Below are 21,273 nucleotides of genomic sequence, written 5' to 3'. Positions count from 1 at the left end.
GGCGCAGGTTTTGACGCGGGATGGCATCTTATATATAAAACCCAAACTAATTAATTATGAAAACAAAGATCAGGATGATGTTATCCGGCTTGATGCTTGCAGCTTGCGTAGCCAATGCGCAGCAACAACCGCCGCCGGCAGGAGAGGGCAGGCCACAGGGGCCGCCACGGTCGCCCGAAGAACATTCAAAAGAGGTTGCAGCTAAACTGGAAAAGGATCTGACGCTGAGTAAAGCCCAGGCCGCAAAGGTATCAACTGCTTACCAGGCATTTTTTTCGGAAATGCAGAAGATACGTGGAAAAATGAAATTGCCGCCACCGCCGCCGCCAATGCCGCCGGGTACAAAGAAAAAAGCAGATAGCCTTTCGGCGATACGCGATGCATCGATAAAGAAAGCCTTAACGCCGGCGCAGTTTACCAAATACAAGGAGATAGAAAAAACGATGCGCCCGCCGCATCCGCCCGGTCAGCAAGGGCCGCCACCACCAGCCCCTAATAAACCATAAACTATATCACAAAAAAAACGATGGACCTGAAAAGGTCCATCGTTTTTTTTAGCTAAGTAACTTGTTATTTCTTTTTTGAAGCCGGAACTTGTTTTTGCTGATCGCGCATGTATTGTTCCATACGGTCGGCAAAGCCCGATTTCTTTTTGGTTTTGTCTTCAGGCTTCTTTTTGTTTTCCTGAAGCTGGGCATGTATCTTACTATCATCAACCATCAGGCGGATGATGTATTGCTGTGCAAAGGTCATCATGTTGGCTAAAAAGTAATAGTAATTTAAGCCCGATGGATATTTGTTAAGCACAACGATAAAAATAACCGGCGTAATGTAGCCAATGTATTTCATTTGCCCGGTAACACCCGATATCTGGTTGTTAAAGTAAGTATAAATGAATGTTGAAATGGTCATCAGCAAGCACATTAAACTTAAGTGATCACCAAGGAAAGGTATGGTTGTGCCAAATTTGATCACATCATCATAAGTTGACAGATCTTTCATCCATAAAAAGCTTTCGCCGCGTAGCTCAAATAAAGCCGGGAAGAAACGCAGGAACGCGAATACGATAGGTAACTGCAATACCATTGGTAAACAACCCCCCAGCGGATTAACGCCAGCCTTTTTGTAAAGCTTCATAGTTTCCTGTTGCAACAGTGTAGGGTTATCTTCGCCAACTTTAGCTTTTATCTCGTCAATTTCAGGCTTCATTACACGCATCTTAGCCATTGACAGGTAAGATTTGTAGGTAAGCGGCGATAATACCAATTTAAGCGCCAGTGTAAGCAGCAAGATGATGATACCATAATTCCAACCGGATGATTTCAGGAAATCCCAAACATACAGTACCGCGTAACGGTTGATGAATTTAAGCGGCCCCCAGCCAAAATCTATTTGTTTAACCAGTTGGTAAGGTTGTGCTTTTAAAACATCAAATGAGTTTGGCCCAAAGTAAAACTCGAAGGGGTAAACGCCCGTGGTGTTAGCAGGTAACTGTACCGATGCCAGCATTTGTTTAACCTCGGTGGTCGATTTTTCATCAACGCTAACCTTTAGGTTTGAGCTTTTAAAGCCATCTTTATAGATCAGCACATTGGAGAAAAAGTGTTGTTTGAAGGAAATCCATTGCATGGATTTATCTTTCACTTCAATAGTATCGTCTTTACCGGTGCTTAGCTCATTTACTTCTTCCAATGTATTTTTAAAGTACACTGTAGAATATAAACGCTCCTGCGACATATCTTTTTCTGTCTTCAGTAAACTTGCCTGCCAGCTCAGGTTTAAGCCCGTATTAGGTACAACCTGCTCAAGGCCTGTAAGTTTAATGGATAAGCCAACGTTATACCCGCTTGCTTTTAATGAGTATATATAATCAATATACTGTGTAGGGCTATAGCTTAAACGAAAAGTAATGGTTGAATCGGCACCGTTAGCAACCAATGCGCCTGCGCTTGGCTTAAAGTAATAGTTATTGGTGTTAATTGGTTTACCGGCTGCCGCAAATTTTAAACCGAAGTGGTTTTGAGGACCGTTAAATTGTATCAGCGGTTTGCCATCAAATGTTTTAAAGTTTTTTAACTCTAATGATTTGATGCGGCCACCTAATGTTGACACGATCATGCGAACATCCTTGTTCTCAACAGTAACCAATTGCTCGGTACCTACCGTTGCTACACCAAATGGAGCTTTTAATAATGCCGAATCAACTACGACGCCCTTTTTTGTGGTATCGGCAGCAAATTTGGCCGAAAGCTTGATCTGTTTTAATGAGTCGGCTCTTCTTACCGAATCGGTTAGGTGTTGTTTTCTTTGTTTTGCTAATTCTTCTTTATTTCCGTTGTTCATCCAAAAAGAGAACCCTACCAGAATAAGCAATATCAGGAAAAATCCTGTGTACGTATTTCTATCCATTATCTTAAAATAACTATCTGCTACTAATTTTTACGGCTATAGGCCAGAGCAGCGGCCACAAAGTTAACAAAAAGTGGATGCGGATTAGCAACCGTTGATTTTAATTCGGGGTGAAATTGAGCGCCTACAAAAAACGGGTGGTTTTTTAGTTCAACAATCTCAACAAGGTCATTTTCAGGGTTTATACCCGATGGGATAAGACCTGCCGCTTCGTATTGTTTGCGGTACGTGTTGTTAAACTCATAACGGTGGCGGTGCCTTTCCGTGATCTGCGATTTGCCGTATATGGCGGCAGCCTTACTGCCTTTTTTCAGATCACAAGCGTACGAGCCAAGGCGCATGGTGCCGCCCATTTGTGTAATGTTCTTCTGGTCTTCCATCATGCCGATAACCGGGTATGGCGTTTCAGGGTCCATTTCGGTGCTGTGCGCGCCTTTCAGGCCCAGTACATTACGGCCGTACTCAACAACGGCACACTGCATACCCAGGCAAATGCCAAAGAAAGGTATGTTGTTTTCGCGAACGTATTTAATGGTTTCTATTTTACCTTCTATACCACGTATACCAAAGCCCGGTGCAACCAATACGCCATGCAGGCCTTTTAAGCGCTCAACTGCATTATCGGGCGTAAGCGAATCTGATTGGATACTTTCTACCTTAACCTTACACTCGTTTTTAGCACCCGCGTGGATGAACGATTCGATGATTGATTTATAAGCATCGGGTAGCTCTACATATTTACCTATCAAACCAATCCTGATCTCGGCAGTAGGGTTTTTAAGGCGACCCAAAAAGTCTTTCCAGTTATCCAGCACGGGCTCTTGCTTGGTTGGCAGCTTTAGCTTGCTTAATACTGTTTTATCTAATTGTTCCTTCAACATCAGCAACGGTACGTCGTATATGGTAGACGCGTCTATTGATTCGATTACCGCGTTGATATTTACGTTACAAAATAACGCGATCTTTTTACGGATGTCGGCATTAATGTGGTGTTCTGTACGGCAAACCAAAATATCGGGTTGTATACCGTACTCCAATAACATTTTTACCGAGTGCTGTGTTGGCTTGGTTTTCAGCTCGCCTGCGGCAGCAAGAAAGGGGATAAGGGTTAAGTGTATCACCAATGAATCATTCTGACCCAATTCCCAGCGGAACTGGCGCACAGCCTCAATGAATGGTAACGATTCGATATCGCCAACGGTACCGCCAATTTCGGTGATCACGATATCATAGTCGCCTGTTTCGCCCAGTATGCGTACGTTGCGTTTTATCTCATCGGTAATGTGGGGTACTACCTGTACGGTTTTACCTAAAAAGGCACCTTCGCGCTCACGGTTAATTACGTTCTGGTAAATACGGCCGGTAGTAATGTTGTTGGCTTTTGATGTCGGGGTGTTCAAAAAGCGCTCATAGTGGCCAAGGTCCAAGTCGGTTTCAGCGCCATCTTCGGTAACAAAGCATTCGCCGTGTTCGTAGGGATTTAACGTTCCCGGATCGATGTTGATATAAGGGTCGAACTTTTGGATGGTTACCCGGTAACCGCGGGCCTGGAGCAGCTTAGCTAAAGAGGCAGAAATAATACCTTTTCCTAACGACGAGGTAACGCCACCCGTAACAAAAATATATTTAGTCATATGTTTTTATGGATTTGGGCTTCAAAAACGAAGAAACCAAATGTTTGTGTACGGGATTCAAAGGTAAGAAAAATACTGAGTTTTGCCCAATTTGTTGAGAAAATTGATTTTGTTAGATGTTAATGATTGATTTACTGAGTGATTGAATGAATGATTTTTTAGTACCTGAAATCAACCATTTAATTGGCAGGCCGGAGTTATAAACTCTTTATCAGCTTTTCCAGATCTTCAGGTGTATCAATTGCCGATGTTTCTAGGTCGGTTTCGGCAACTTTAATGCGATAGCCATTTTCTATCCAGCGTAGCTGCTCCAGGCTTTCTGCTTTTTCGAGTGATGATACGGGTAGTTGGGTTACTTGCTGCAAAATATCGGCACGGTAGCCGTAAATACCAATGTGTTTGTAATAGGTGTTGTGATACAGCCAGCGCTGCGGCTCCTCGCCACGTACATGGGGGATGGCTGAGCGGGAAAAATATATAGCTTCTGATAGTTTATTAACGATCACCTTTGGCGAACTCAGGTTATACAGTTCTTCGGTAGTGTTGATCTTTTTGATAAGGGTAGCCAGTTGTGTGCCTGTCTCATCAAAACAACTGATCACTTTGGCTATCTGCTCCGGGTCAATAAAAGGCTCATCACCCTGTATATTGATAATGATGTTGTATTCAGGGTGCTTTTGGGCTACTTCGGCGCAGCGGTCGGTTCCGCTTTGGTGGGTATCGGAGGTGATTACCGCTTTGCCGCCAAATTGCTGCACATGGTTAAAAATGCGCTCATCATCCGTCGCGACAAAAACATCGCTTAACGCTGTGCATTTTTTAGCCTGTTCGTAAACGCGCTGTATCATGCTTTTACCACCGATATCAACCAATGGCTTTCCCGGGAAACGGGTAGAGGCATAGCGGGCGGGAATAATGCCAAGTACTTTCATCTGTTAAAACAAGCCATTTATCTCCACCTCGATCTTGTTGATGATATTACCCAGGTCTTCGGGGTTATTGGTAAAATCCAATACATCTTTATCCAATATCAATAGCTTACCCAGTTTATAACCATCAATCCATTTCTGGTATTTATCGTTTAGTTTGGATAAGTAATCTAACCTGATACCGCTTTCATATTCGCGGCCACGGCGTTGTATGTTATTTACCAGGGTAGGTACGGATGCCTTAAGATAGATCAACAGATCCGGTGGCTTGATGAAAGCTGTGATGTTATCAAATATGGCGCGATAGTTCTCATAATCGCGGGTAGTCATCAAACCCATATCGTGCAGGTTTTCAGCGAAAATGAAAGCGTCTTCGTAAATCGTCCTGTCTTGTATAATATTACGTGTGCCTTTTTGTATCTCAACTATTTGCTGAAATCGGTTATTTAAAAAGTAGATCTGGAGGTTAAAGCTCCAGCGTTTCATGTCGCTGTAAAAATCTTCGAGGTAGGGGTTATGGTCAACCGCTTCATATAAAGGCTCCCAGCCGTAATTTTTGGCTAATAATTCAGTTAGTGTGGTTTTACCCGCACCAATGTTTCCTACAATGGCTATGTGCATAATCTATTTATGAAGTTGTGGTTGATAGTCGTCATTAATCAGGCTGCAATATATAGCGAATCTTTTTAAAATGCGTGGCCAAAAAATAAATTTCGGAACAAGTACAACTTAATGGGTTTCTTTATCAACCTGGTAAAGTACAGCGTGTATCTTCTCGTCAAGTTCTTTTGCCGATTCTTCGAGCTTAGTTATCAGCTCTTTATCAAATTCATACTCGCTTATTTTTATCACGTTAACAAGTCCCATTATTGATGCGAGGGGTTTTCTTAACTCATGTGCCTGTATATGGGCAATGTTTTGGAGTGCCTTATGTTTTTTCTCGTTGCTTTGCGTAATGATGTGGTTGTTACGGCTAATTACACGATATTGTAAAAACAGAATAACCGAGAAGGCTATAAATAGCATACTGCAACCCAATACCGCTATTATTAAACGGTTTTTAACAGTATCGTTATGCCCGAGCAGTGATATGGCCTGGTCTTTTTTAGCCGATTCGTATTTTATCTGCAGCTCGCTTATTTGTTTTACGTTGATGCTGCCGCGTATAGAATCTTTTACATGCTCGGATTTTGCCTGCATATCAATAGCGGCCTTGTAATCGGCGGCCGAGTAATAGCAATCATACATGTGGCCATATATTTCCATTACACGGTAGGGCTCTTTAAGGTTTTTTGAAAGTATGAGCGACTTGTTAAGGTAATCCAACCCTTTTTGTTTATCGCCACTAAAATACCAGGCCTGGCCCAGCCAGCAATAGCTGTAGGTTAATGAGCGTTGCTGATTATACTTTAAGGCCATGGCAACACCCTTATCACCATAAAAAATAGCTTGTTTATAATCCTTATGGTCAAGATAATATTGCGCTATGTTATCATAAAATCGTGTACGCATCCTTTCGTACTTCTGGCCCGATTCGGCTATTTTCAAGGCCGCAAACTGTAAATTTATTGAGCTATCGGTTTGGGTTTTATCATGGTTGTACAACCAAAAGCTATGCGTAAACATGGCCTTTAATGCCAGCACCGCAATTATAGCCGATGTATCTTTATTAGCCTGCGCCCAGTTAAGGCCTTTATCGCTCGCCTCAAAAGCCATTTTATAGTTAGCGCTTTCTTTGTGCAGGTTACCCATGGTAATGTAAATATCAGGGTATATCTCTTTTACATCCCATTTTTCGGCATCGGCAAGGCATTTGAGTACCAACTCCATCGATTTTTCATGATCAGATGACAGCCAGTAATATTGGGATTTGAATAGTTCTGAATAGACAAGGGCGCTTTTGTCGCCACGTGCGGCTATGTTTGAAAGCTGCGCCGAAATGACCAGCAGGGAATCAATATGTTTGTTTTGTGATCTGCGCCCTTTAATTATTAAACTATCTATTGTGTGTTTATAAGATGATGTAGCCTCGGCCGGCGCAGGGGGCTGCCTGCAGGATACAACGAGCATAAGCATACAGAAACTGCACAACAGTCGGTTTAGGGTAGAACACATAGGTAGAAGGTAGAGGTTAATTTCAATGAAAAAAACTTATGCAATATAGTTACATTTTCTTGTATAAATTACAAACTGTGTAACATAGTGGCTACAAAACTCCTCCTTTTGGGGTAAGGCGGATTTTAAAACCGCCTGAAGCCAATGATTTCCCTTACCTCTTTTATTGTTTTGGCTGCGCTTTCACAGGCTTTATCGGCACCCAGGCGTGCAACTTTACGCAGGTAATCGCTATCGGCGGCAATGGCTTCTATCTTATCACGCATAGGGGCGGTGGTAATGATCATGTCTTCGGCCAACTGCTTTTTAAAGTCGCCGTAACGGATCTGCATTTTATTGTATAGCTCATCAAAATGTGACAGGGTATCCGGGGTGGATACCACTTTCATCAGGTCGAACAGGTTTTGTATATAGTCGGGTTTTTCCTGGTTTTCGGTTGTTGGCCCGCCGTCGGTTAATGCCTTCATTACTTTTTTACGGATAACCTCAGGGCTGTCTGATAAATAAACGGCATTAGCTTCACCCTCCGATTTTCCCATTTTGCCCTTACCGTCAAGCCCCGGTATTTTAACCAGGCTTTTACCTGCGCTAAAAGCGTATGGTTCGGGGAAGTATTCGTTATCATATAAACGGTTAAAGCGGTTGCCAAAAGTGCGCGCCATTTCAAGGTGCTGTTCCTGGTCTTTACCTACAGGTACTTTTGTGGCTTTGTGTATCAAAATATCGGCAGCCATTAATACCGGGTAAGTAAGCAGGCCGGCGTTTACATTATCAGGGTTGGCGCGTACCTTATCTTTAAATGAAGTGGCACGTTCCAGTTCGCCCATGTAGGCGTTCATGTTCAGGTAAAGGTATAGCTCGGTAATTTCCGGCACGTCTGATTGTACGTATATGGTTGCCTTTTCAGGATCAATGCCTGTTGCCAGGTACTCCACCAAAACTTGCTTAACGTTATCGTGCAAATCAGCAGGGGTAGGGTGTGTGGTTAGTGAGTGCCAGTCGGCAATAAAAAAATAACAGTTATACTCGTTCTGCATTTTTACGAAGTTTTGAATAGCTCCGTAGTAATTTCCTAAATGTAACTTTCCGGTTGACCGGATACCACTAACAACAGTTTCCATATTGGGCGAAAGTAAGTATTTTTTATATTTTTGATGCCGATGAAAATGTTTTTCAGAAAACTTCATGCCCGCTTTTACCGTTACAGCGTAGCTACATTTATCTATATATTTTACCCTGTACTTTGGTTTTTATCGCGTAAAGCAAGCCGTTACCCTGCTATGAACAAGGTGCGTAAACTATGCGGTTGGCTAAGCTCGAGTATTGCAGGCATACGCTATACCTATGAATTTGAAGAACCCATAGATTGGAGCCGCCCCTACATTATTTGCCCCAACCACAGCTCCAGCCTTGATATTACCGGTGTGACCCTAATGATGAAAAATAACTTTTGCTTTATTGGTAAAGAAGAGTTTGTGCGTAACCCTGCATTGGGTATTTTCTTCAAAACCATCGACATCCCGGTGAACCGCGAGAGTAAAATATCGTCATTCAGGGCGTTTAAAAAGGCGGGCGAACGTTTACAAAGTGGTATGAGTGTCATAATATTCCCCGAAGGCAAAATACCTAAAGATTACCCACCGGTATTGAACGAGTTTAAGAATGGGCCGTTCAGGCTGGCTATTGAATTGAAGATCCCCATTATCCCCATCACATCAAAAGACACCTGGAGGGTATTGTGGGATACCGGCCTCGTTATGGGCAGTACGCCAGGTTCGTGCAAACTGCATGTGCATAAGGTGGTAGAAACCGACCATCTCACCCTTGATGATGCCGACGACCTGCGCGACTGTGTATTTAACCTGATGAACGAGCGCCTGAGCAGCTAAAACTATAAACTGATGCATTTGCGTATATTAAGCAAACTAAACCCTGTTATTTAATGCTGCTTTATTTACGCCGGTTACACAATTACTATTACATTTTTACAGCGGTTATAGCCCTGGCGCTTTTCTCTCCATTTATTTATTATTTTTCGCGTAAGCCATCACGGTACAAAACGCTGAATAAGATACGCCGTATTTGCTGTCACATCAGCGCTACACTATCCGGTTTCTTTTTCAGGGTAAAGGAGGAAGAGCCGATAGATTGGAGTAAAACCTATATTATTTGCCCCAACCATACATCAAACCTCGATATCTTGTCGATGACCATCGCTGTTAAAGGCGATTATCACTTTATAAGCAAAGCCGAACTGCTGGATAACCCTTGTTTTGCCGTGTTTTTAAAAACGGTTGATATCCCGGTTGACCGGGATAGTAAAATGTCGTCATTCCGCGCATTTAAAAAGGCGGAGGAGAATTTAAAGCAGGGCCGTACGCTCATCATCTTCCCGGAAGGAAAAATAGGAGATGAGTACCCGCCCATACTGCATGAGTTTAAGAACGGGCCTTTCCGTTTGGCTATAGAATTGAAGATACCCATTATCCCCATAACATCGCTTAATACATGGCATGTGTTGTGGGACAGCGGTTTTAAGCTGGGCAGCCGACCAGGTGTGAGTGATATTTTTATCCATAAACCGATAGAAACCGCGCACCTGACCATTGCTGATGCCGATATGCTAAAAGATGAGGTTTATAACCTGATAAATACTAAATTTGCCTCTGCATGAAAATAGATAAAGACACCGTAGACAAAATAGCCCACCTGGCACGCCTTGAAGTTACCGATACCGAGCGCGAAGAGTTAATGGGCGATATGGGTAAAATACTCGATTTTATGGCAAAGCTGAACGAGGTGGATACCACCGGCGTTGAGCCATTGGTTTATATGACCGATACGGTGAATAACTTCCGTGAGGACGTGCTGAAACAGGAAATTACGCATGAAGAAGCATTATCTAATGCGCCTAAGCATGATGCTGATTATTTTAAGGTGGCGAAGGTGATAGGGTAAGCCCTCTAACTCCCTGACGGGGGACTGAAAAGGTTATTTCCTTTCCCGTGTAACATTCTGTATCTTTCGATAGTCAAACAAAGAAAAACGGATGGAGCCATTAATTACCATTAAAGATATAGGTCGTAAATATGTTATCGGTGCCGAGGTTATTCACGCGCTCAAGTCGGTATCGTTAACCATTAACAAAGGCGAGTTTGTAGCTTTAATGGGCCCTTCAGGCTCGGGTAAGTCCACTTTAATGAATATTCTGGGTTGTTTGGATACCCCAACCAAAGGCGATTACATCCTGAACGGTACCAACGTAAGCCAGATGACCGACAGCCAGCTGGCCGAAGTGCGTAACAAAGAGATCGGCTTCGTTTTTCAAACCTTTAACTTATTGCCCCGTAATACCGCTTTGGATAATGTTGGCTTACCGCTGATATACGCGGGCGTTAAAAAGCAGGTGCGCATTGAGCGTTCACGTAAAGCGCTTGAAAACGTTGGTTTAGGCAATAGGGTAGATCACAAGCCTAACGAACTTTCGGGCGGACAGCGCCAGCGTGTGGCCGTGGCAAGGGCATTAATTAATAACCCGTCCATCATCCTGGCCGATGAGCCTACCGGTAACCTGGATACCAAAACCTCCATCGAAATTATGGGCCTGATGGAAGATATCCACGCCAAAGGCAATACCATTATACTGGTTACCCACGAAGAAGATATCGCCTTACATGCCCACCGAATCGTGCGTATGCGCGATGGTTTGATTGAGAAAGATTACCTGAATATCGACATCCATACCAGCAAGGATATGGCCTTGTAAAAGGGTGAAAAATCATTGACTTTCTGTTGTCTTATTAATGGTTTTTGAGGTGTAATTACACGATGCTCAAAGGCTGATTTTGACCTGTAATTTAGTGTCGGTTAGGTAGGGGAGTTATGCCAGCTTTAGTTGGCCATTTCAAAAATAGGATTGGTGTTTTTCTTTAAGTACACTGTAGAGTAGGAGCGTGTTCCTGTATACAAAATCTCAAAAATGTAACGCTTGTTTACACCCCTTCAATGAGTGTATTTTCTTCAAAAAAACCTTTGATTTTTTCAGTTTAAAGATGCTACATTTAAAAACGGGTTTGATGGGTCAAAGCTTCAAATCCGGTAATTTTAAGGCTTTTTGCCTGGCAAAATATAATTTTGTTAACTTATATAAATTATTAATTTACAATTTATTATGAAATTTATATAAACTATAAGATTATCTCAATCAAAAATCACAACCAAAATCCTCAATTATCGCCAAATAAAATTCTGTTTGAATGATTTTAAGTATTTAACTAATTGATATTTAATTATTTGCGATGTTTTTTTAAATCAGTAATTGTATCTGAAGTAAGTGTCCTTCCAATCCTTACGCATTTCCAAAAAACGGGCAGCTACGGTCTTCAAAAATTCTTCATCAAGCAACTCGAATACGCTGTTCACACCATCGGTAAGATCCATCTCGGGGACTTTGAAAATTTGCTCCAGCGAGCCTTGCTCCAATTTGATAATGAACTTTTGGTTCATGCTCATAATGGTAATTTTGAAATCAGGATTGGGTAGTTCGGCTACTATTCTCATGGTATAAAAATGGTGATTATTTAAGGATGTTTTTAAGCGGGTTTTTACCGTTCAAAGTACCCCATGTTTCTAAAGGTTTAAAGCGGGCAAAAAGCTCTTCGCTATACCAGTTTTCCTGGCGCGTTTTTCGGATCACTTCGGCATGTTCGGGTGTGTTGTAGGCAAAGTTTTTTACTGCGTCGGCGCTCTCCCAAACCGAAAAGGTGGCCTGCCTGTAAACCGGCGCCTCGCCAATACCCACCGAAGTGATATACCCGGGCGCGGCGGCCATGATGTTTGCTACTTCGTCAACATTGCTCCAAAAGTTCTTCAGTTTGTTGAAGCGTATTGTGGCCCGCGTGAGTACAGCAACGGGACCAGTGTAAGTGCTGATGTTTGGTTTGCCAAAAGGCTCTTTGCCATTCCAGCGGCCGTGGCTTTGCAGGGGCTCTAATAGTATCGTCCATTGTTCGGTGGCGTAGGTTGCCCACCATTTGCTCACAAATGATTTGCTGTAAAACCTGTCGAAGTCTTCCCGCTCATCCCAAACGGCTAACAGGCCCCATTGCTGCCAGTCGGGCTGCAGGTCAAAAGTGCCGTTATGTCCGCAGCCCAACAATTTCCAAAAGGAGCAGCCTTGCCGCCACAGCATGGGCCATCGGTGTATGGCCATCGCCAATAAGGCAAAGGGTATCATTGCTTTGCGGTATCTGACTATAGTGAGGCTGACGATCATTAAAGCGAAATAAAAGATTAAATGTGATAATTGAGCAGAATCATCATTATTTGATACGATTTAGCATAGCATGTCCTTTATCCCTGCAAGGGGGTTAGCAGCAAAGCCAGCCTCTTTGAACGCAGTGATTTAGTAAGTACTGAACCAAAAAGAGAGAGTCGTTTTTATAAAACCAACAAAAAAATGGTCTGAAAATAAAAAACGGCAAAAATTTTGGCTCGAACTTTAGCTTACTCTTCCAAAACCCCTGACTTGGATTTCCCAAGATGAAACGTATAACAACGGTCATTTTATTTTGGCCTATCTTTCCTAACAGCTTTCGCTCTTGCAGGTCGCGAGTTGCACTCTACTTACGTAGGGACATTGGCATTGCTCGCACATATCTCGGATCGATAGTTGGTAAACTTTTAAAGTGCTGTTTTTTTTTCGGTATCATCCGCTATACTATTGCCTTTTCAACACTACAACAAAAGGCGAATTAGTCTTCCGACAACCAAATCTAAATACAAAATTAGCCACTCAGGTATAAATGTGGAAAAGTGCTATTATTGTTAGTAAGTATCGTTTAATAATACTTGGTAAATACTAAAAATATGAGTTATATTTTGTATCTTTAAAATAAAAAAATGAAAAATTTAAAGTCAGGTCAACCAGCACCGAAGTCTGGTCAGTATGAAGAGAAGGGCCCAAGGGGCGGATTTATCAAAGAGGTCACAGTACCTAAAGGTCATTTAATGCCGCCAACTGCGAAACCAAATTCAAGTTTTGTTTTAGTAGATGCAACTAAGAATAAAAGTGGCCGTTAGAAAACATCTTTTGATTGCTCAAGCCTGTTAAGATTTTTTAACAGGCTTTTGTGTTTTTTACTTTCGCATAACTAGCCCGCAACAATACATTTCATAACTTTGACTCATGGCAGAAGACTTAACCATCATCCGCTCTGCAAGTAAAGCAGAGCAATACACGTCACTTATCCCACAAATAACAGCACTGTTAGATGGCGAACCCGACCTGGTAGCCAATCTGGCCAACATTGCGGCAGCTTTAAAGGAGCAATTCGGCTGGTTTTGGGTAGGCTTTTACATGGTGAAACAGGATGAGTTGGTACTTGGCCCGTTCCAGGGGCCGGTGGCCTGTACACGTATTGCAAAGGGCAGGGGCGTATGCGGCTCATCATGGGCGCAGGCTACAACCTTGGTAGTGCCGGATGTAGAAGCCTTCCCGGGGCATATTGCCTGTAGCTCGCTTTCCCGGTCAGAAATTGTTGTTCCTTTGTTTCATAACCAGCAGGTAATGGGCGTGTTGGATGTAGATAGCGAAGCGTTGGATCAGTTTGATGATACCGATGCCAAATACCTCGAAGAGATTGTAAGGCTCATTAAATGGTAATCCCTAAAGTATTCCTTATTTCGGGCATGGGTGCCGATGAGCGCTTGTTCAGGCACCTCGATCTGTCGGGTTTTGAAGCCATTCCTGTGATTTGGATCGAGCCGCAACATGATGATACATTGGCTACTTATGCTACCAGGCTCATCCGGCAGTTCAGTATTAAAGCAGGCGATAGCGTTATCGGTGTTTCCCTTGGCGGGATGATGGCGACCGAAATTGCCAAACAGCTCGAATTGAAACACGTCATCCTCATCTCCAGTATCAAATCGCCCGCCGAGGCGCCGGCTTATTATAACTTTTTCAAATCAATACCCATGTACAAATTGTTAAGTGGTGAGTTTATGATTAAGGCAAGCTTTTTATTTAAACCCGTTATGGGCAAAATGGCCGGTATCCATGCCGACCTGTTTTACTCCATGCTCAAAAATACATCGCCAACATTTTTAAAATGGTCGATTGGTGCGAGCCTGAACTGGGACAATACCATTGTCCCACCCAACATAACGCACCTGATAGGTGATGCCGATAAAGTGTTCAATTACAAAAGGATAAAGTACGCTATCGTTATACGCGGTGGAGATCATATGATGGTGTTTAACCGGAGCAAGCAGATCAGCCCGATAGTAAGGGAGGTGCTCAGTAAATGAAGCTTCCTTTGGAATTTTACACACACGATGATGTGCTGAGCATTACCCGTAACCTGTTGGGTAAGTATTTATTTACCTGTATTGATGGTATAACTACTGGTGGTTATATTGTTGAAGCAGAGGCTTATAATGGTATTGTAGATAAGGCATCGCACGCTTATGGAAACCGCCAGACCAACCGCACCAAAACCATGTACATGCAAGGCGGCGTGGCCTACGTGTACCTGTGCTATGGCATTCATGAAATGTTCAATGTGGTGACTTCGGTTGAAGGCCAGCCCCACGCGGTGCTCATCCGAGGCATTGTACCAACTGAAGGAATTGATGTGATGATGGAGCGGCGCAATTTAAGCGTTTTTAAGCCTGTTATTACCAACGGGCCGGGCAGTGTAGCCAAAGCGCTCGGAATATCGCGCCTGATGAACGGTAATAGCCTTAGCGGCGATGTGATATGGATTGAGGATAGAGGACTTTCCTTTACCGATGAAGAAGTGTTAGCCGCACCCCGAATTGGTGTTGCTTACGCAAAAGAGGATGCCTTGTTGCCATATCGGTTTTATGTGAAGGGAAGCCCATTTGCAAAGAAGAAGTAAGTAAATGGCTTTTAATTCCCCTCTTGAGAGGGGGCGCGTTGGGTATTGTAGTGGCAGGGGGTGTGTTCGTCCGCAAGCAAGACACACCCCTACACCCCTCTCAAGAGGGGAATCGCACAATCCCAAGCTTTTATTAATTTTATAAGTAATGCTCAAAATCGCCTTCGACCCCATATACGCCCATCCTTTACCCGAGGGCCACCGGTTCCCGATGCTGAAGTATGAGTTGATACCACAGCAATTGCTGCACGAAGGCATTATTACCGAAGAAAACCTGTTCTCGCCCGAAATGGTAGATGAGTATATCATCCTGCTTACACACAATGATGCTTATTGGCATCACCTGCGTGATTTGACGCTGTCGCCACAGGAAATCCGGCGCATAGGTTTCCCCTTATCGGCGAGACTGGTACAGCGATCACGACGAATTTCTAAAGGTACAATAGACGGTGCTTTGTATGCTTTTAAAAACAAGATCGCCTTCAACGCCGCCGGGGGCACACACCATGCAGGCAGCAACTGGGGCGAGGGTTTTTGTTTACTGAACGATCAGGCTATAGCTGCTAACTATTTGTTATCAAATAAATTAGCCTGTTCTATCTTAATTGTGGATTTAGATGTGCACCAGGGCAACGGCACGGCCGAGATCTTTGAACATGAGGACAGGGTATTTACCTTCTCCATGCATGGCGAGCATAATTTCCCGGCAAGGAAAGAACGCTCAAGCCTGGATGTGCCCTTGCCGGATGGGATGGAAGATGAAGCCTATCTTTCTATTCTAAAAGATACCCTACCCAAACTCATCGCCAGCGAAAGACCTGATTTTATATTCTATTTAGCCGGGGTAGATGTTTTAGCTACCGATAAACTGGGTCGCCTTAAGCTGAGCAAAGAAGCCTGCAAGGCACGAGACACATTTGTTTTTGAACAATGTCTTGCGAACGATATCCCCGTTCAGGTTAGCATGGGCGGCGGGTACTCACCTCATGTTAAAGACATTGTAGACGCGCATGTGAATACGTTTAAGGCGGCAATGGATGTTTATTTTTAAAATTACGTCATTGCGAGGAACGAAGCAATCTTCGATAGGTATTTAGGCAACTTGCAAGCGCGAATAAATAGTTTAGGATTGCGTCGTTCCTCGCAATGACGCGTTTGTTAGATCAGCTGATTTCTTTTGCTCAACCCATTAAACCTCATAAACAAAAACACCGAAGCCACCATCAAACCCAACACCAGTCCATACCAAACCCCCACAGCGCCCAAGTTTTGCTTAATGCCGAAGTAATAACCTACCGGGATGCCAATTACCCAATAAGCCACAAAGGTGATGGCAGTAGGTATTTTAACATCGCCCATGCCACGCAGTATGCCCAAGCCAACTACCTGTGTACCGTCGAATAATTGGAAGAACGCCGCCAATATCAGCAACTGCGCCGCGAACACGATCACGTGCTCATCAGTGGTAAACATATACGGTAGCCAGTTATTAAAAAAAGTAAACATAAGCGCCGTAATGCACATCATTACCAATACGATATGATAACTTGATATGGCCGACTTACGCAGTTCGTCAAAATTGCTCACACCAAAATTATTACCCGATTTGATTGCCGCTGCCGCGGACACACCCATCGACAGCATATAGGTACATGATGCCAATGTTAAAGCGATCTGGTGCGCAGCTTCCTGCACCGGGCTGATGGAGCCGATAATAAACGCCGCTCCCGCGAAAGCGCTTACCTCGAAAGTATATTGCATGGCAACAGGCGCGCCCATTTTTAAAAGTTTCCAGCTGCGGGCGCGGTCGATGCTGTTGGTGCTGAAGTCGGTAAGGTATTTTTTGAATCGCTTTGATCGTAACACATAGACCGACATGACAACAGCCATGATACAGCGGTCTATCAGCGTGCTGTAGCCCACACCACGGATACCCAATGATGTTATTCCAAATAAACCCTTTACAAAGGTGATACCCAGGCAAATATTGATCACGTTACCCCAGATGGAGATCTTCATGGCTTGTTTGGTAAAACCCAGTCCTTCGGCAAATTGCTTGAAGGTGTTGAATATCATTAATGGGATAATGGATATGGACAGCAGGGGTAAAAATAGCTTGGCCTGCTCAACTACTGCCGGCGACTGGTGTAAATGATCCAGTATATACATCGAACCCAAATACACAAACAGGAACAACAATACCGCGGTAATGATATTAATAAGTAAGCTGTTGCTCAACAAACGGCCACATTCACTGTAGTTTTCCTGGCTGTTCTGTTGCGCGATAAGCGGAGTAATAGCATAGGAGATACCCAACCCGGTTACCAGTATAATGATGAACACCGCGTTGGCCAATGCAACAGCGGCCAGGGGGATAGTACCGGCCCAGTGCCCAACAATCACACTATCCGACAATTGTACCAGCATGTGGCCAATTTGCGATATCATAACCGGTATGGCCAGGTTTAAGTTATCGCGGTAGTGGGCTTTATATTTGGTGTAGATGCGTTTCATTTGGATATTAGGTGTACAAAGTTATTGATAATGTGCCTGCGGGCAATTACCTGTAGCTTACGGCTTTGTTAAGTTTATAGCGGCTTAGTCGCAAGGTAAATAAATACCTTACGTTAAAATTGTTAAATATTTGAGTGCTTTAGGCTTCTGCCGGTTGCTTTTTTTCCTTTTTGAAGTTTTTTACAGCAAATATGGCGCTCACCAGCATCAATAGCGCACCCATTAAAAACGGCGCACCCGGGAAATATATAGGTGCCGATTTGCCGCTGAAATAGGAGAAAAGATTAGTCATGATAAGCGGACCGAAAATAGAGGTCACACTGATCAGGCTGGTCAGGCCGCCCTGTAACTCACCCTGCTCGTTTGATGGTACCTCGCCTGTAATAATACCCTGTAACGCCGGCCCGGCTATCCCGCCAAGGCAATAAGGGATAGAAAAGGCAAACATCATCCAGGTTTGGCTGGCAAAGGTGTAGAGCAACAAACCTGCACTGTACAGCAGCAAACCCAAAACAACGCTTTTATTTTTACCTAATTTGGGAATGGTTACCCGAATGAGCAAGCCCTGAACAAGGCCCACCAAAGCACCTATCATTACCAGCGAATAGCCTATCATCTTTTTGCTCCAGTTAAATTTCTCAATGGTAACATAGGTCCAGGTGCTTTGCACAGAGTGAGATGCCAGGTAAATCAGGATCAATGAAATGATAAGACCGGCAACGGCAGGATATCTTTTTAAATTGGATACTGTTTTAAAAGGGTTAGCCCTCTTGATATCAAACTCACGTCGGTTTTCTTTACTCAGCGATTCGGGCAGTACAAAAAAGCCGTAAAGGGCGTTTAACAAAGCAAGCCCGGCCGCTACAAAAAACGGGAGTTTCAGCGAGATGTCGCCTAAAATACCACCTAAAAACGGGCCTATGATAAAGCCCATACCAAAGGCCATCCCAACGATACCGAAGTTTTGCGCCCGGTTTTCGTCGGTGCTCACATCGGCAATGTAAGCGGTGGCAGTAGTAAAACTGGCACCTGTAATACCGGCAATAATGCGGCCCAAAAACAGCCACCATATGCTTGGCGCAAAGGCCAGGAATAAATAATCGATACCAAAACCTAACAAGGAGGTTAACAATACTGGCCGGCGACCGTATTTATCACTCAGGTTACCAATTAACGGCGAAAAGAAGAACTGCATACTCGCGTAGGCAAACATCAGGTAACCACCATAGCGCCCTGCAACGCTTAAATCGCAATGCAGCAGCCCTTGTATTAACGACGGAAACACCGGTATAATAACACCGAAACCGATAATGTCTATCAGCAGCGTTACAAAAATAAATCCTAAAGCGGCAGGGCGTTTGGGTTTAGTGGTAGTTTCCATAATTACAAAATAAAAAGAAATAGATTGATATAGTGTTAATTGTTCATAAAAAAAGCCCCCTGTACACAGGAGGCTTCCATATAAGTACAACGTTTTAAAAATTCGGTTTCAGTACATATTTGTCGTAGAAACGGAAGATGTGTTCCACAGCTTCTTCGGCGGTATCTACCAAACGGTACAGGTTAAGGTCGTCGGCGCTGATGTTGTGTTCGCCATGCAGCATGGTTTCTTCTACCCATTTAAACAGGCCGCCCCAGTATTCTGTTCCCACAAAAACTATCGGGAAGCGGGCTATTTTACCGGTTTGTATCAGGGTGATCGCCTCGAAGGACTCATCCATGGTACCAAAACCACCCGGAAGGATGATAAAGCCCTGTGAATATTTCATGAACATTACTTTGCGAACGAAGAAGTAATCAAATTCCATCAGCTTATCGCGATCGATATACGGATTGTGAAACTGTTCAAAGGGCAACTCAATATTCAATCCTACCGATTTACCGCCGGCCTCGTAAGCGCCTTTGTTGGCAGCTTCCATAATTCCGGGGCCACCGCCTGATATTACACCGTAACCACGCTCGGTTAACAAACGGGCGCAATCTTCTGATGTTTTATAGTGTGGGTTATCTCGTTTTGTACGTGCCGAACCAAATATAGAAACGCAGGGGCCTATTTTGGCCATCTTTTCAAATCCGTCAACAAACTCGGCCATTATTTTAAATATCTGCCAGCTATCGGTAACCTTAATTTCCTGCCAGTTTTTATTCTCGAATGCCTGTCTTATTTTATCTTCACCAGTCATAAAATTTTATTAAAGGGAACAAATATATGTTTTTTGATGTAAGACGGAAGATGTTTTTAATGTGCGTAGTTTCCATCTTCCATCTTACCTTTTCCATCTTCCATTTTTTTGGATGATGTTAACCATAAGCCAATAAACGTAATTAAGCCGTTCACTATTATCAGTTCATTATCAAAAGCATATCCGCCTAATAATGTTTTAGAGTTTGCACTTAAATAGTAGCATACCGCCGGGGATATTAAACAGATAAATGGTACGGCCTTATCCAATACCTGCCGTTTGCTTACAAACAAGCCAAAGCAGTACAGGCCCAGCAAAGGCCCGTAGGTGTATGATGCTACTTTAAAAATAGCGGTAACAATGGCATCATTATTAATCTGGTTAAAAATAATGATCACCAAAAACATCAATCCCGAAAAGGCGATGTGTACGATATGCCGGGCACTCACCATTTTTTTGCTGTTGATGTCGGTGCTTTTGTTAAAGTTTAAAAAATCAACACAAAATGATGTGGTTAAGGCGGTTAAGGCCGAGTCGGTAGTTGCAAATGTGGCAGCGGTAAGGCCAAGCATAAAAACAATAGCAGGTATAAGCCCCAAATAATTTAAAGCGATGGTAGGGTACAGGTAATCTGTTTTGGCCACTACCACACCATTTTTTGCGGCGTATATGTAAAGCAGCGCGCCCACACTTAAAAAAAAGATGTTGATAAGCACAAACACAAAAGTAAAGCTGAACATGTTTTTTTGCGCTTCGCCTATGTTTTTGCAACTCAGGTTTTTCTGCATCAGGTCCTGATCCAATCCTACAACACAAATGGTAATGAACAGGCCGCCCAAAAACTGTTTACCGAGGTGGAACTTGCTGCTTACAAAATCATTAAAAAAGAATATTTTGGAATAGCTGCTGTTCTTTATCGCGTCGGCAGCCTCAAACACATTGTAATTTAAGCTGCGGCAGATAAAAAAAATGGACAGGAAAACCGATGATACTAAAAACAATGTTTGCAGGCTATCAGTAATGATAATGGTTTTTAAACCGCCTTTGTAGGTGTACGACCATATGAGCACCAAACAAATGAGCACAGTTACCGCGAAGGGAATATGGTAGCTATCAAAAATAAACCTCTGTAACACGATCACCACCAAATACAGCCTGAATGCCGAGCCAATGGTACGGCTAATCAAAAATATGCCTGCTGCTGTTTTATAGCTCCAGGTACCTAAAGCCTGTTCAATATAGCCGTATATAGATGTGAGTTTGAGGCGGTAATATAAAGGCAGTAAAACCAATGCTACCACAATAAAGCCCGCGGCATTCCCTAACACAAACTGGAAATAAGCGAACTGATCGCCGGTGGGAGCGCCAACCTTGCCGGGAACGGATATGAAAGTAACCCCGCTCAGCGCGGTACCTATCATACCAAAAGCTACCAAATACCATTTGGAGTTGCGGTTGGCTACAAAAAATGTATCGTTATCCGATGATTTCCTGCTGGTAAGGAATGATATGACGATCAGTACTAAAAAATACCCGATAATGAATGATAATAGTACTGCTGGCGACATTGCTTGGGGCTTACAAC

General features: G+C 43.4%; 22 protein-coding genes. 10 read left to right on the top strand and 12 right to left on the bottom strand.

Annotation, left to right across the window (positions count from 1 at the left end; translation table 11 throughout):
* Positions 1-56 precede the first annotated feature (56 nt).
* Positions 57-506 carry a hypothetical protein gene (locus KXQ82_RS07760; RefSeq protein WP_219487617.1) on the top strand — a complete coding sequence of 150 codons (450 nt, stop codon included), beginning with the start codon at positions 57-59 and terminating at the stop codon, positions 504-506.
* 64 nt (positions 507-570) lie between these two features.
* Here KXQ82_RS07760 and yidC read toward each other — a convergent pair whose 3' ends face one another.
* From yidC to trpS, 6 genes are all read right to left on the bottom strand, one after another.
* Entirely contained in the window at positions 571-2,409 is a 1,839-nt protein-coding gene (yidC, locus tag KXQ82_RS07755; protein WP_219487616.1) for a membrane protein insertase YidC, read from the bottom strand.
* A gap of 23 nt (positions 2,410-2,432) precedes the next feature.
* Positions 2,433-4,043, bottom strand: a complete 1,611-nt coding sequence (gene pyrG / locus KXQ82_RS07750; protein WP_219487615.1) for a CTP synthase — start codon at positions 4,041-4,043, stop codon at positions 2,433-2,435.
* Positions 4,044-4,240: 197 nt separating this feature from the next.
* Positions 4,241-4,975, bottom strand: coding sequence for a 3-deoxy-manno-octulosonate cytidylyltransferase (gene kdsB / locus KXQ82_RS07745; protein ID WP_219487614.1), 735 nt, complete (start codon positions 4,973-4,975; stop codon positions 4,241-4,243).
* A gap of 3 nt (positions 4,976-4,978) precedes the next feature.
* Positions 4,979-5,593: a deoxynucleoside kinase gene (locus KXQ82_RS07740; protein ID WP_219487613.1), complete on the bottom strand. Its 615-nt coding sequence runs from the start codon at positions 5,591-5,593 to the stop codon at positions 4,979-4,981.
* Positions 5,594-5,701: 108 nt separating this feature from the next.
* Positions 5,702-7,042 (bottom strand): tetratricopeptide repeat protein, encoded by a 1,341-nt coding sequence (locus tag KXQ82_RS07735; protein WP_219487612.1) that lies wholly within the window; start codon positions 7,040-7,042, stop codon positions 5,702-5,704.
* Positions 7,043-7,212: 170 nt separating this feature from the next.
* Complete coding sequence (trpS, locus tag KXQ82_RS07730) at positions 7,213-8,208, bottom strand: tryptophan--tRNA ligase (RefSeq protein ID WP_219487611.1); 996 nt, start codon at positions 8,206-8,208, stop codon at positions 7,213-7,215.
* 45 nt (positions 8,209-8,253) lie between these two features.
* Here trpS and KXQ82_RS07725 point away from each other — a divergent pair, with 45 nt between their 5' ends.
* From KXQ82_RS07725 to KXQ82_RS07710, 4 genes are all read left to right on the top strand, one after another.
* The gene (locus KXQ82_RS07725) at positions 8,254-8,976 is read left to right on the top strand and encodes a lysophospholipid acyltransferase family protein (RefSeq protein WP_219487610.1); all 723 of its coding nucleotides are present in this window, start codon (positions 8,254-8,256) and stop codon (positions 8,974-8,976) included.
* Between the two features lie 53 nt (positions 8,977-9,029).
* The gene (locus KXQ82_RS07720) at positions 9,030-9,761 is read left to right on the top strand and encodes a lysophospholipid acyltransferase family protein (protein ID WP_219487609.1); all 732 of its coding nucleotides are present in this window, start codon (positions 9,030-9,032) and stop codon (positions 9,759-9,761) included.
* Positions 9,758-10,045, top strand: a complete 288-nt coding sequence (gene gatC / locus KXQ82_RS07715; RefSeq protein ID WP_219487608.1) for an Asp-tRNA(Asn)/Glu-tRNA(Gln) amidotransferase subunit GatC — start codon at positions 9,758-9,760, stop codon at positions 10,043-10,045. The genes KXQ82_RS07720 and gatC overlap by 4 nt, the downstream gene beginning before the upstream one ends.
* Before the next feature lie 91 nt (positions 10,046-10,136).
* Positions 10,137-10,853, top strand: coding sequence for an ABC transporter ATP-binding protein (locus tag KXQ82_RS07710; RefSeq protein WP_219487607.1), 717 nt, complete (start codon positions 10,137-10,139; stop codon positions 10,851-10,853).
* Between the two features lie 545 nt (positions 10,854-11,398).
* Here KXQ82_RS07710 and KXQ82_RS07705 read toward each other — a convergent pair.
* Complete coding sequence (locus KXQ82_RS07705; RefSeq protein WP_219487606.1) at positions 11,399-11,647, bottom strand: hypothetical protein; 249 nt, start codon at positions 11,645-11,647, stop codon at positions 11,399-11,401.
* Between the two features lie 16 nt (positions 11,648-11,663).
* Entirely contained in the window at positions 11,664-12,323 is a 660-nt protein-coding gene (locus tag KXQ82_RS07700) for a DUF3291 domain-containing protein (protein ID WP_255563516.1), read from the bottom strand.
* A gap of 665 nt (positions 12,324-12,988) precedes the next feature.
* Between KXQ82_RS07700 and KXQ82_RS07695 the strand changes: the two genes are divergently transcribed.
* From KXQ82_RS07695 to KXQ82_RS07675, 5 genes are all read left to right on the top strand, one after another.
* Positions 12,989-13,168 (top strand): hypothetical protein, encoded by a 180-nt coding sequence (locus KXQ82_RS07695; RefSeq protein ID WP_219487604.1) that lies wholly within the window; start codon positions 12,989-12,991, stop codon positions 13,166-13,168.
* 106 nt (positions 13,169-13,274) lie between these two features.
* Complete coding sequence (locus tag KXQ82_RS07690; RefSeq protein ID WP_219487603.1) at positions 13,275-13,751, top strand: free L-methionine (R)-S-oxide reductase MsrC; 477 nt, start codon at positions 13,275-13,277, stop codon at positions 13,749-13,751.
* On the top strand, positions 13,745-14,398 hold the full coding sequence (locus KXQ82_RS07685; RefSeq protein WP_219487602.1) for an alpha/beta hydrolase: 654 nt from the start codon (positions 13,745-13,747) through the stop codon (positions 14,396-14,398). The genes KXQ82_RS07690 and KXQ82_RS07685 overlap by 7 nt, the downstream gene beginning before the upstream one ends.
* On the top strand, positions 14,395-14,991 hold the full coding sequence (locus KXQ82_RS07680; RefSeq protein ID WP_219487601.1) for a DNA-3-methyladenine glycosylase: 597 nt from the start codon (positions 14,395-14,397) through the stop codon (positions 14,989-14,991). The genes KXQ82_RS07685 and KXQ82_RS07680 overlap by 4 nt, the downstream gene beginning before the upstream one ends.
* A 148-nt stretch (positions 14,992-15,139) precedes the next feature.
* A complete protein-coding gene (locus tag KXQ82_RS07675) occupies positions 15,140-16,042 on the top strand; it encodes a histone deacetylase family protein (protein WP_219487600.1) in 903 nt (300 codons plus the stop codon).
* Positions 16,043-16,149: 107 nt separating this feature from the next.
* Here the strand turns inward: KXQ82_RS07675 and KXQ82_RS07670 are convergent, their stop codons facing one another.
* The 4 genes from KXQ82_RS07670 to KXQ82_RS07655 form a co-directional block, all read right to left on the bottom strand.
* Positions 16,150-17,505: an MATE family efflux transporter gene (locus KXQ82_RS07670; RefSeq protein WP_219487599.1), complete on the bottom strand. Its 1,356-nt coding sequence runs from the start codon at positions 17,503-17,505 to the stop codon at positions 16,150-16,152.
* Between the two features lie 139 nt (positions 17,506-17,644).
* On the bottom strand, positions 17,645-18,886 hold the full coding sequence (locus KXQ82_RS07665; protein WP_219487598.1) for a TCR/Tet family MFS transporter: 1,242 nt from the start codon (positions 18,884-18,886) through the stop codon (positions 17,645-17,647).
* Positions 18,887-18,980: 94 nt separating this feature from the next.
* Positions 18,981-19,688, bottom strand: coding sequence for an LOG family protein (locus KXQ82_RS07660; protein ID WP_219487597.1), 708 nt, complete (start codon positions 19,686-19,688; stop codon positions 18,981-18,983).
* Positions 19,689-19,744: 56 nt separating this feature from the next.
* Positions 19,745-21,256 (bottom strand): sodium:solute symporter, encoded by a 1,512-nt coding sequence (locus KXQ82_RS07655; RefSeq protein WP_219487596.1) that lies wholly within the window; start codon positions 21,254-21,256, stop codon positions 19,745-19,747.
* Positions 21,257-21,273 lie beyond the last annotated feature (17 nt).

Source organism: Mucilaginibacter rivuli (assembly GCF_019391655.1).
Classification (GTDB): Bacteria; Bacteroidota; Bacteroidia; order Sphingobacteriales; family Sphingobacteriaceae; genus Mucilaginibacter; species Mucilaginibacter rivuli.
The sequence above is the reverse complement of the archived record's forward strand: the minus strand, read 5'-3'. Positions and strand labels throughout refer to the sequence as shown.

Excerpts from the sequence above, each read along its gene's own strand:
- KXQ82_RS07760 (WP_219487617.1), top strand. The coding sequence starts at position 57 with ATGAAAACAAAGATCAGGATGATGTTATCCGGCTTGATGCTTGCAGCT.
- yidC (WP_219487616.1), bottom strand. The coding sequence starts at position 2,409 with ATGGATAGAAATACGTACACAGGATTTTTCCTGATATTGCTTATTCTG.
- pyrG (WP_219487615.1), bottom strand. The coding sequence starts at position 4,043 with ATGACTAAATATATTTTTGTTACGGGTGGCGTTACCTCGTCGTTAGGA.
- kdsB (WP_219487614.1), bottom strand. The coding sequence starts at position 4,975 with ATGAAAGTACTTGGCATTATTCCCGCCCGCTATGCCTCTACCCGTTTC.
- KXQ82_RS07740 (WP_219487613.1), bottom strand. The coding sequence starts at position 5,593 with ATGCACATAGCCATTGTAGGAAACATTGGTGCGGGTAAAACCACACTA.
- KXQ82_RS07735 (WP_219487612.1), bottom strand. The coding sequence starts at position 7,042 with ATGCTCGTTGTATCCTGCAGGCAGCCCCCTGCGCCGGCCGAGGCTACA.
- trpS (WP_219487611.1), bottom strand. The coding sequence starts at position 8,208 with ATGGAAACTGTTGTTAGTGGTATCCGGTCAACCGGAAAGTTACATTTA.
- KXQ82_RS07725 (WP_219487610.1), top strand. The coding sequence starts at position 8,254 with ATGTTTTTCAGAAAACTTCATGCCCGCTTTTACCGTTACAGCGTAGCT.
- KXQ82_RS07720 (WP_219487609.1), top strand. The coding sequence starts at position 9,030 with ATGCTGCTTTATTTACGCCGGTTACACAATTACTATTACATTTTTACA.
- gatC (WP_219487608.1), top strand. The coding sequence starts at position 9,758 with ATGAAAATAGATAAAGACACCGTAGACAAAATAGCCCACCTGGCACGC.
- KXQ82_RS07710 (WP_219487607.1), top strand. The coding sequence starts at position 10,137 with ATGGAGCCATTAATTACCATTAAAGATATAGGTCGTAAATATGTTATC.
- KXQ82_RS07705 (WP_219487606.1), bottom strand. The coding sequence starts at position 11,647 with ATGAGAATAGTAGCCGAACTACCCAATCCTGATTTCAAAATTACCATT.
- KXQ82_RS07700 (WP_255563516.1), bottom strand. The coding sequence starts at position 12,323 with ATGATACCCTTTGCCTTATTGGCGATGGCCATACACCGATGGCCCATG.
- KXQ82_RS07695 (WP_219487604.1), top strand. The coding sequence starts at position 12,989 with ATGAAAAATTTAAAGTCAGGTCAACCAGCACCGAAGTCTGGTCAGTAT.
- KXQ82_RS07690 (WP_219487603.1), top strand. The coding sequence starts at position 13,275 with ATGGCAGAAGACTTAACCATCATCCGCTCTGCAAGTAAAGCAGAGCAA.
- KXQ82_RS07685 (WP_219487602.1), top strand. The coding sequence starts at position 13,745 with ATGGTAATCCCTAAAGTATTCCTTATTTCGGGCATGGGTGCCGATGAG.
- KXQ82_RS07680 (WP_219487601.1), top strand. The coding sequence starts at position 14,395 with ATGAAGCTTCCTTTGGAATTTTACACACACGATGATGTGCTGAGCATT.
- KXQ82_RS07675 (WP_219487600.1), top strand. The coding sequence starts at position 15,140 with ATGCTCAAAATCGCCTTCGACCCCATATACGCCCATCCTTTACCCGAG.
- KXQ82_RS07670 (WP_219487599.1), bottom strand. The coding sequence starts at position 17,505 with ATGAAACGCATCTACACCAAATATAAAGCCCACTACCGCGATAACTTA.
- KXQ82_RS07665 (WP_219487598.1), bottom strand. The coding sequence starts at position 18,886 with ATGGAAACTACCACTAAACCCAAACGCCCTGCCGCTTTAGGATTTATT.
- KXQ82_RS07660 (WP_219487597.1), bottom strand. The coding sequence starts at position 19,688 with ATGACTGGTGAAGATAAAATAAGACAGGCATTCGAGAATAAAAACTGG.
- KXQ82_RS07655 (WP_219487596.1), bottom strand. The coding sequence starts at position 21,256 with ATGTCGCCAGCAGTACTATTATCATTCATTATCGGGTATTTTTTAGTA.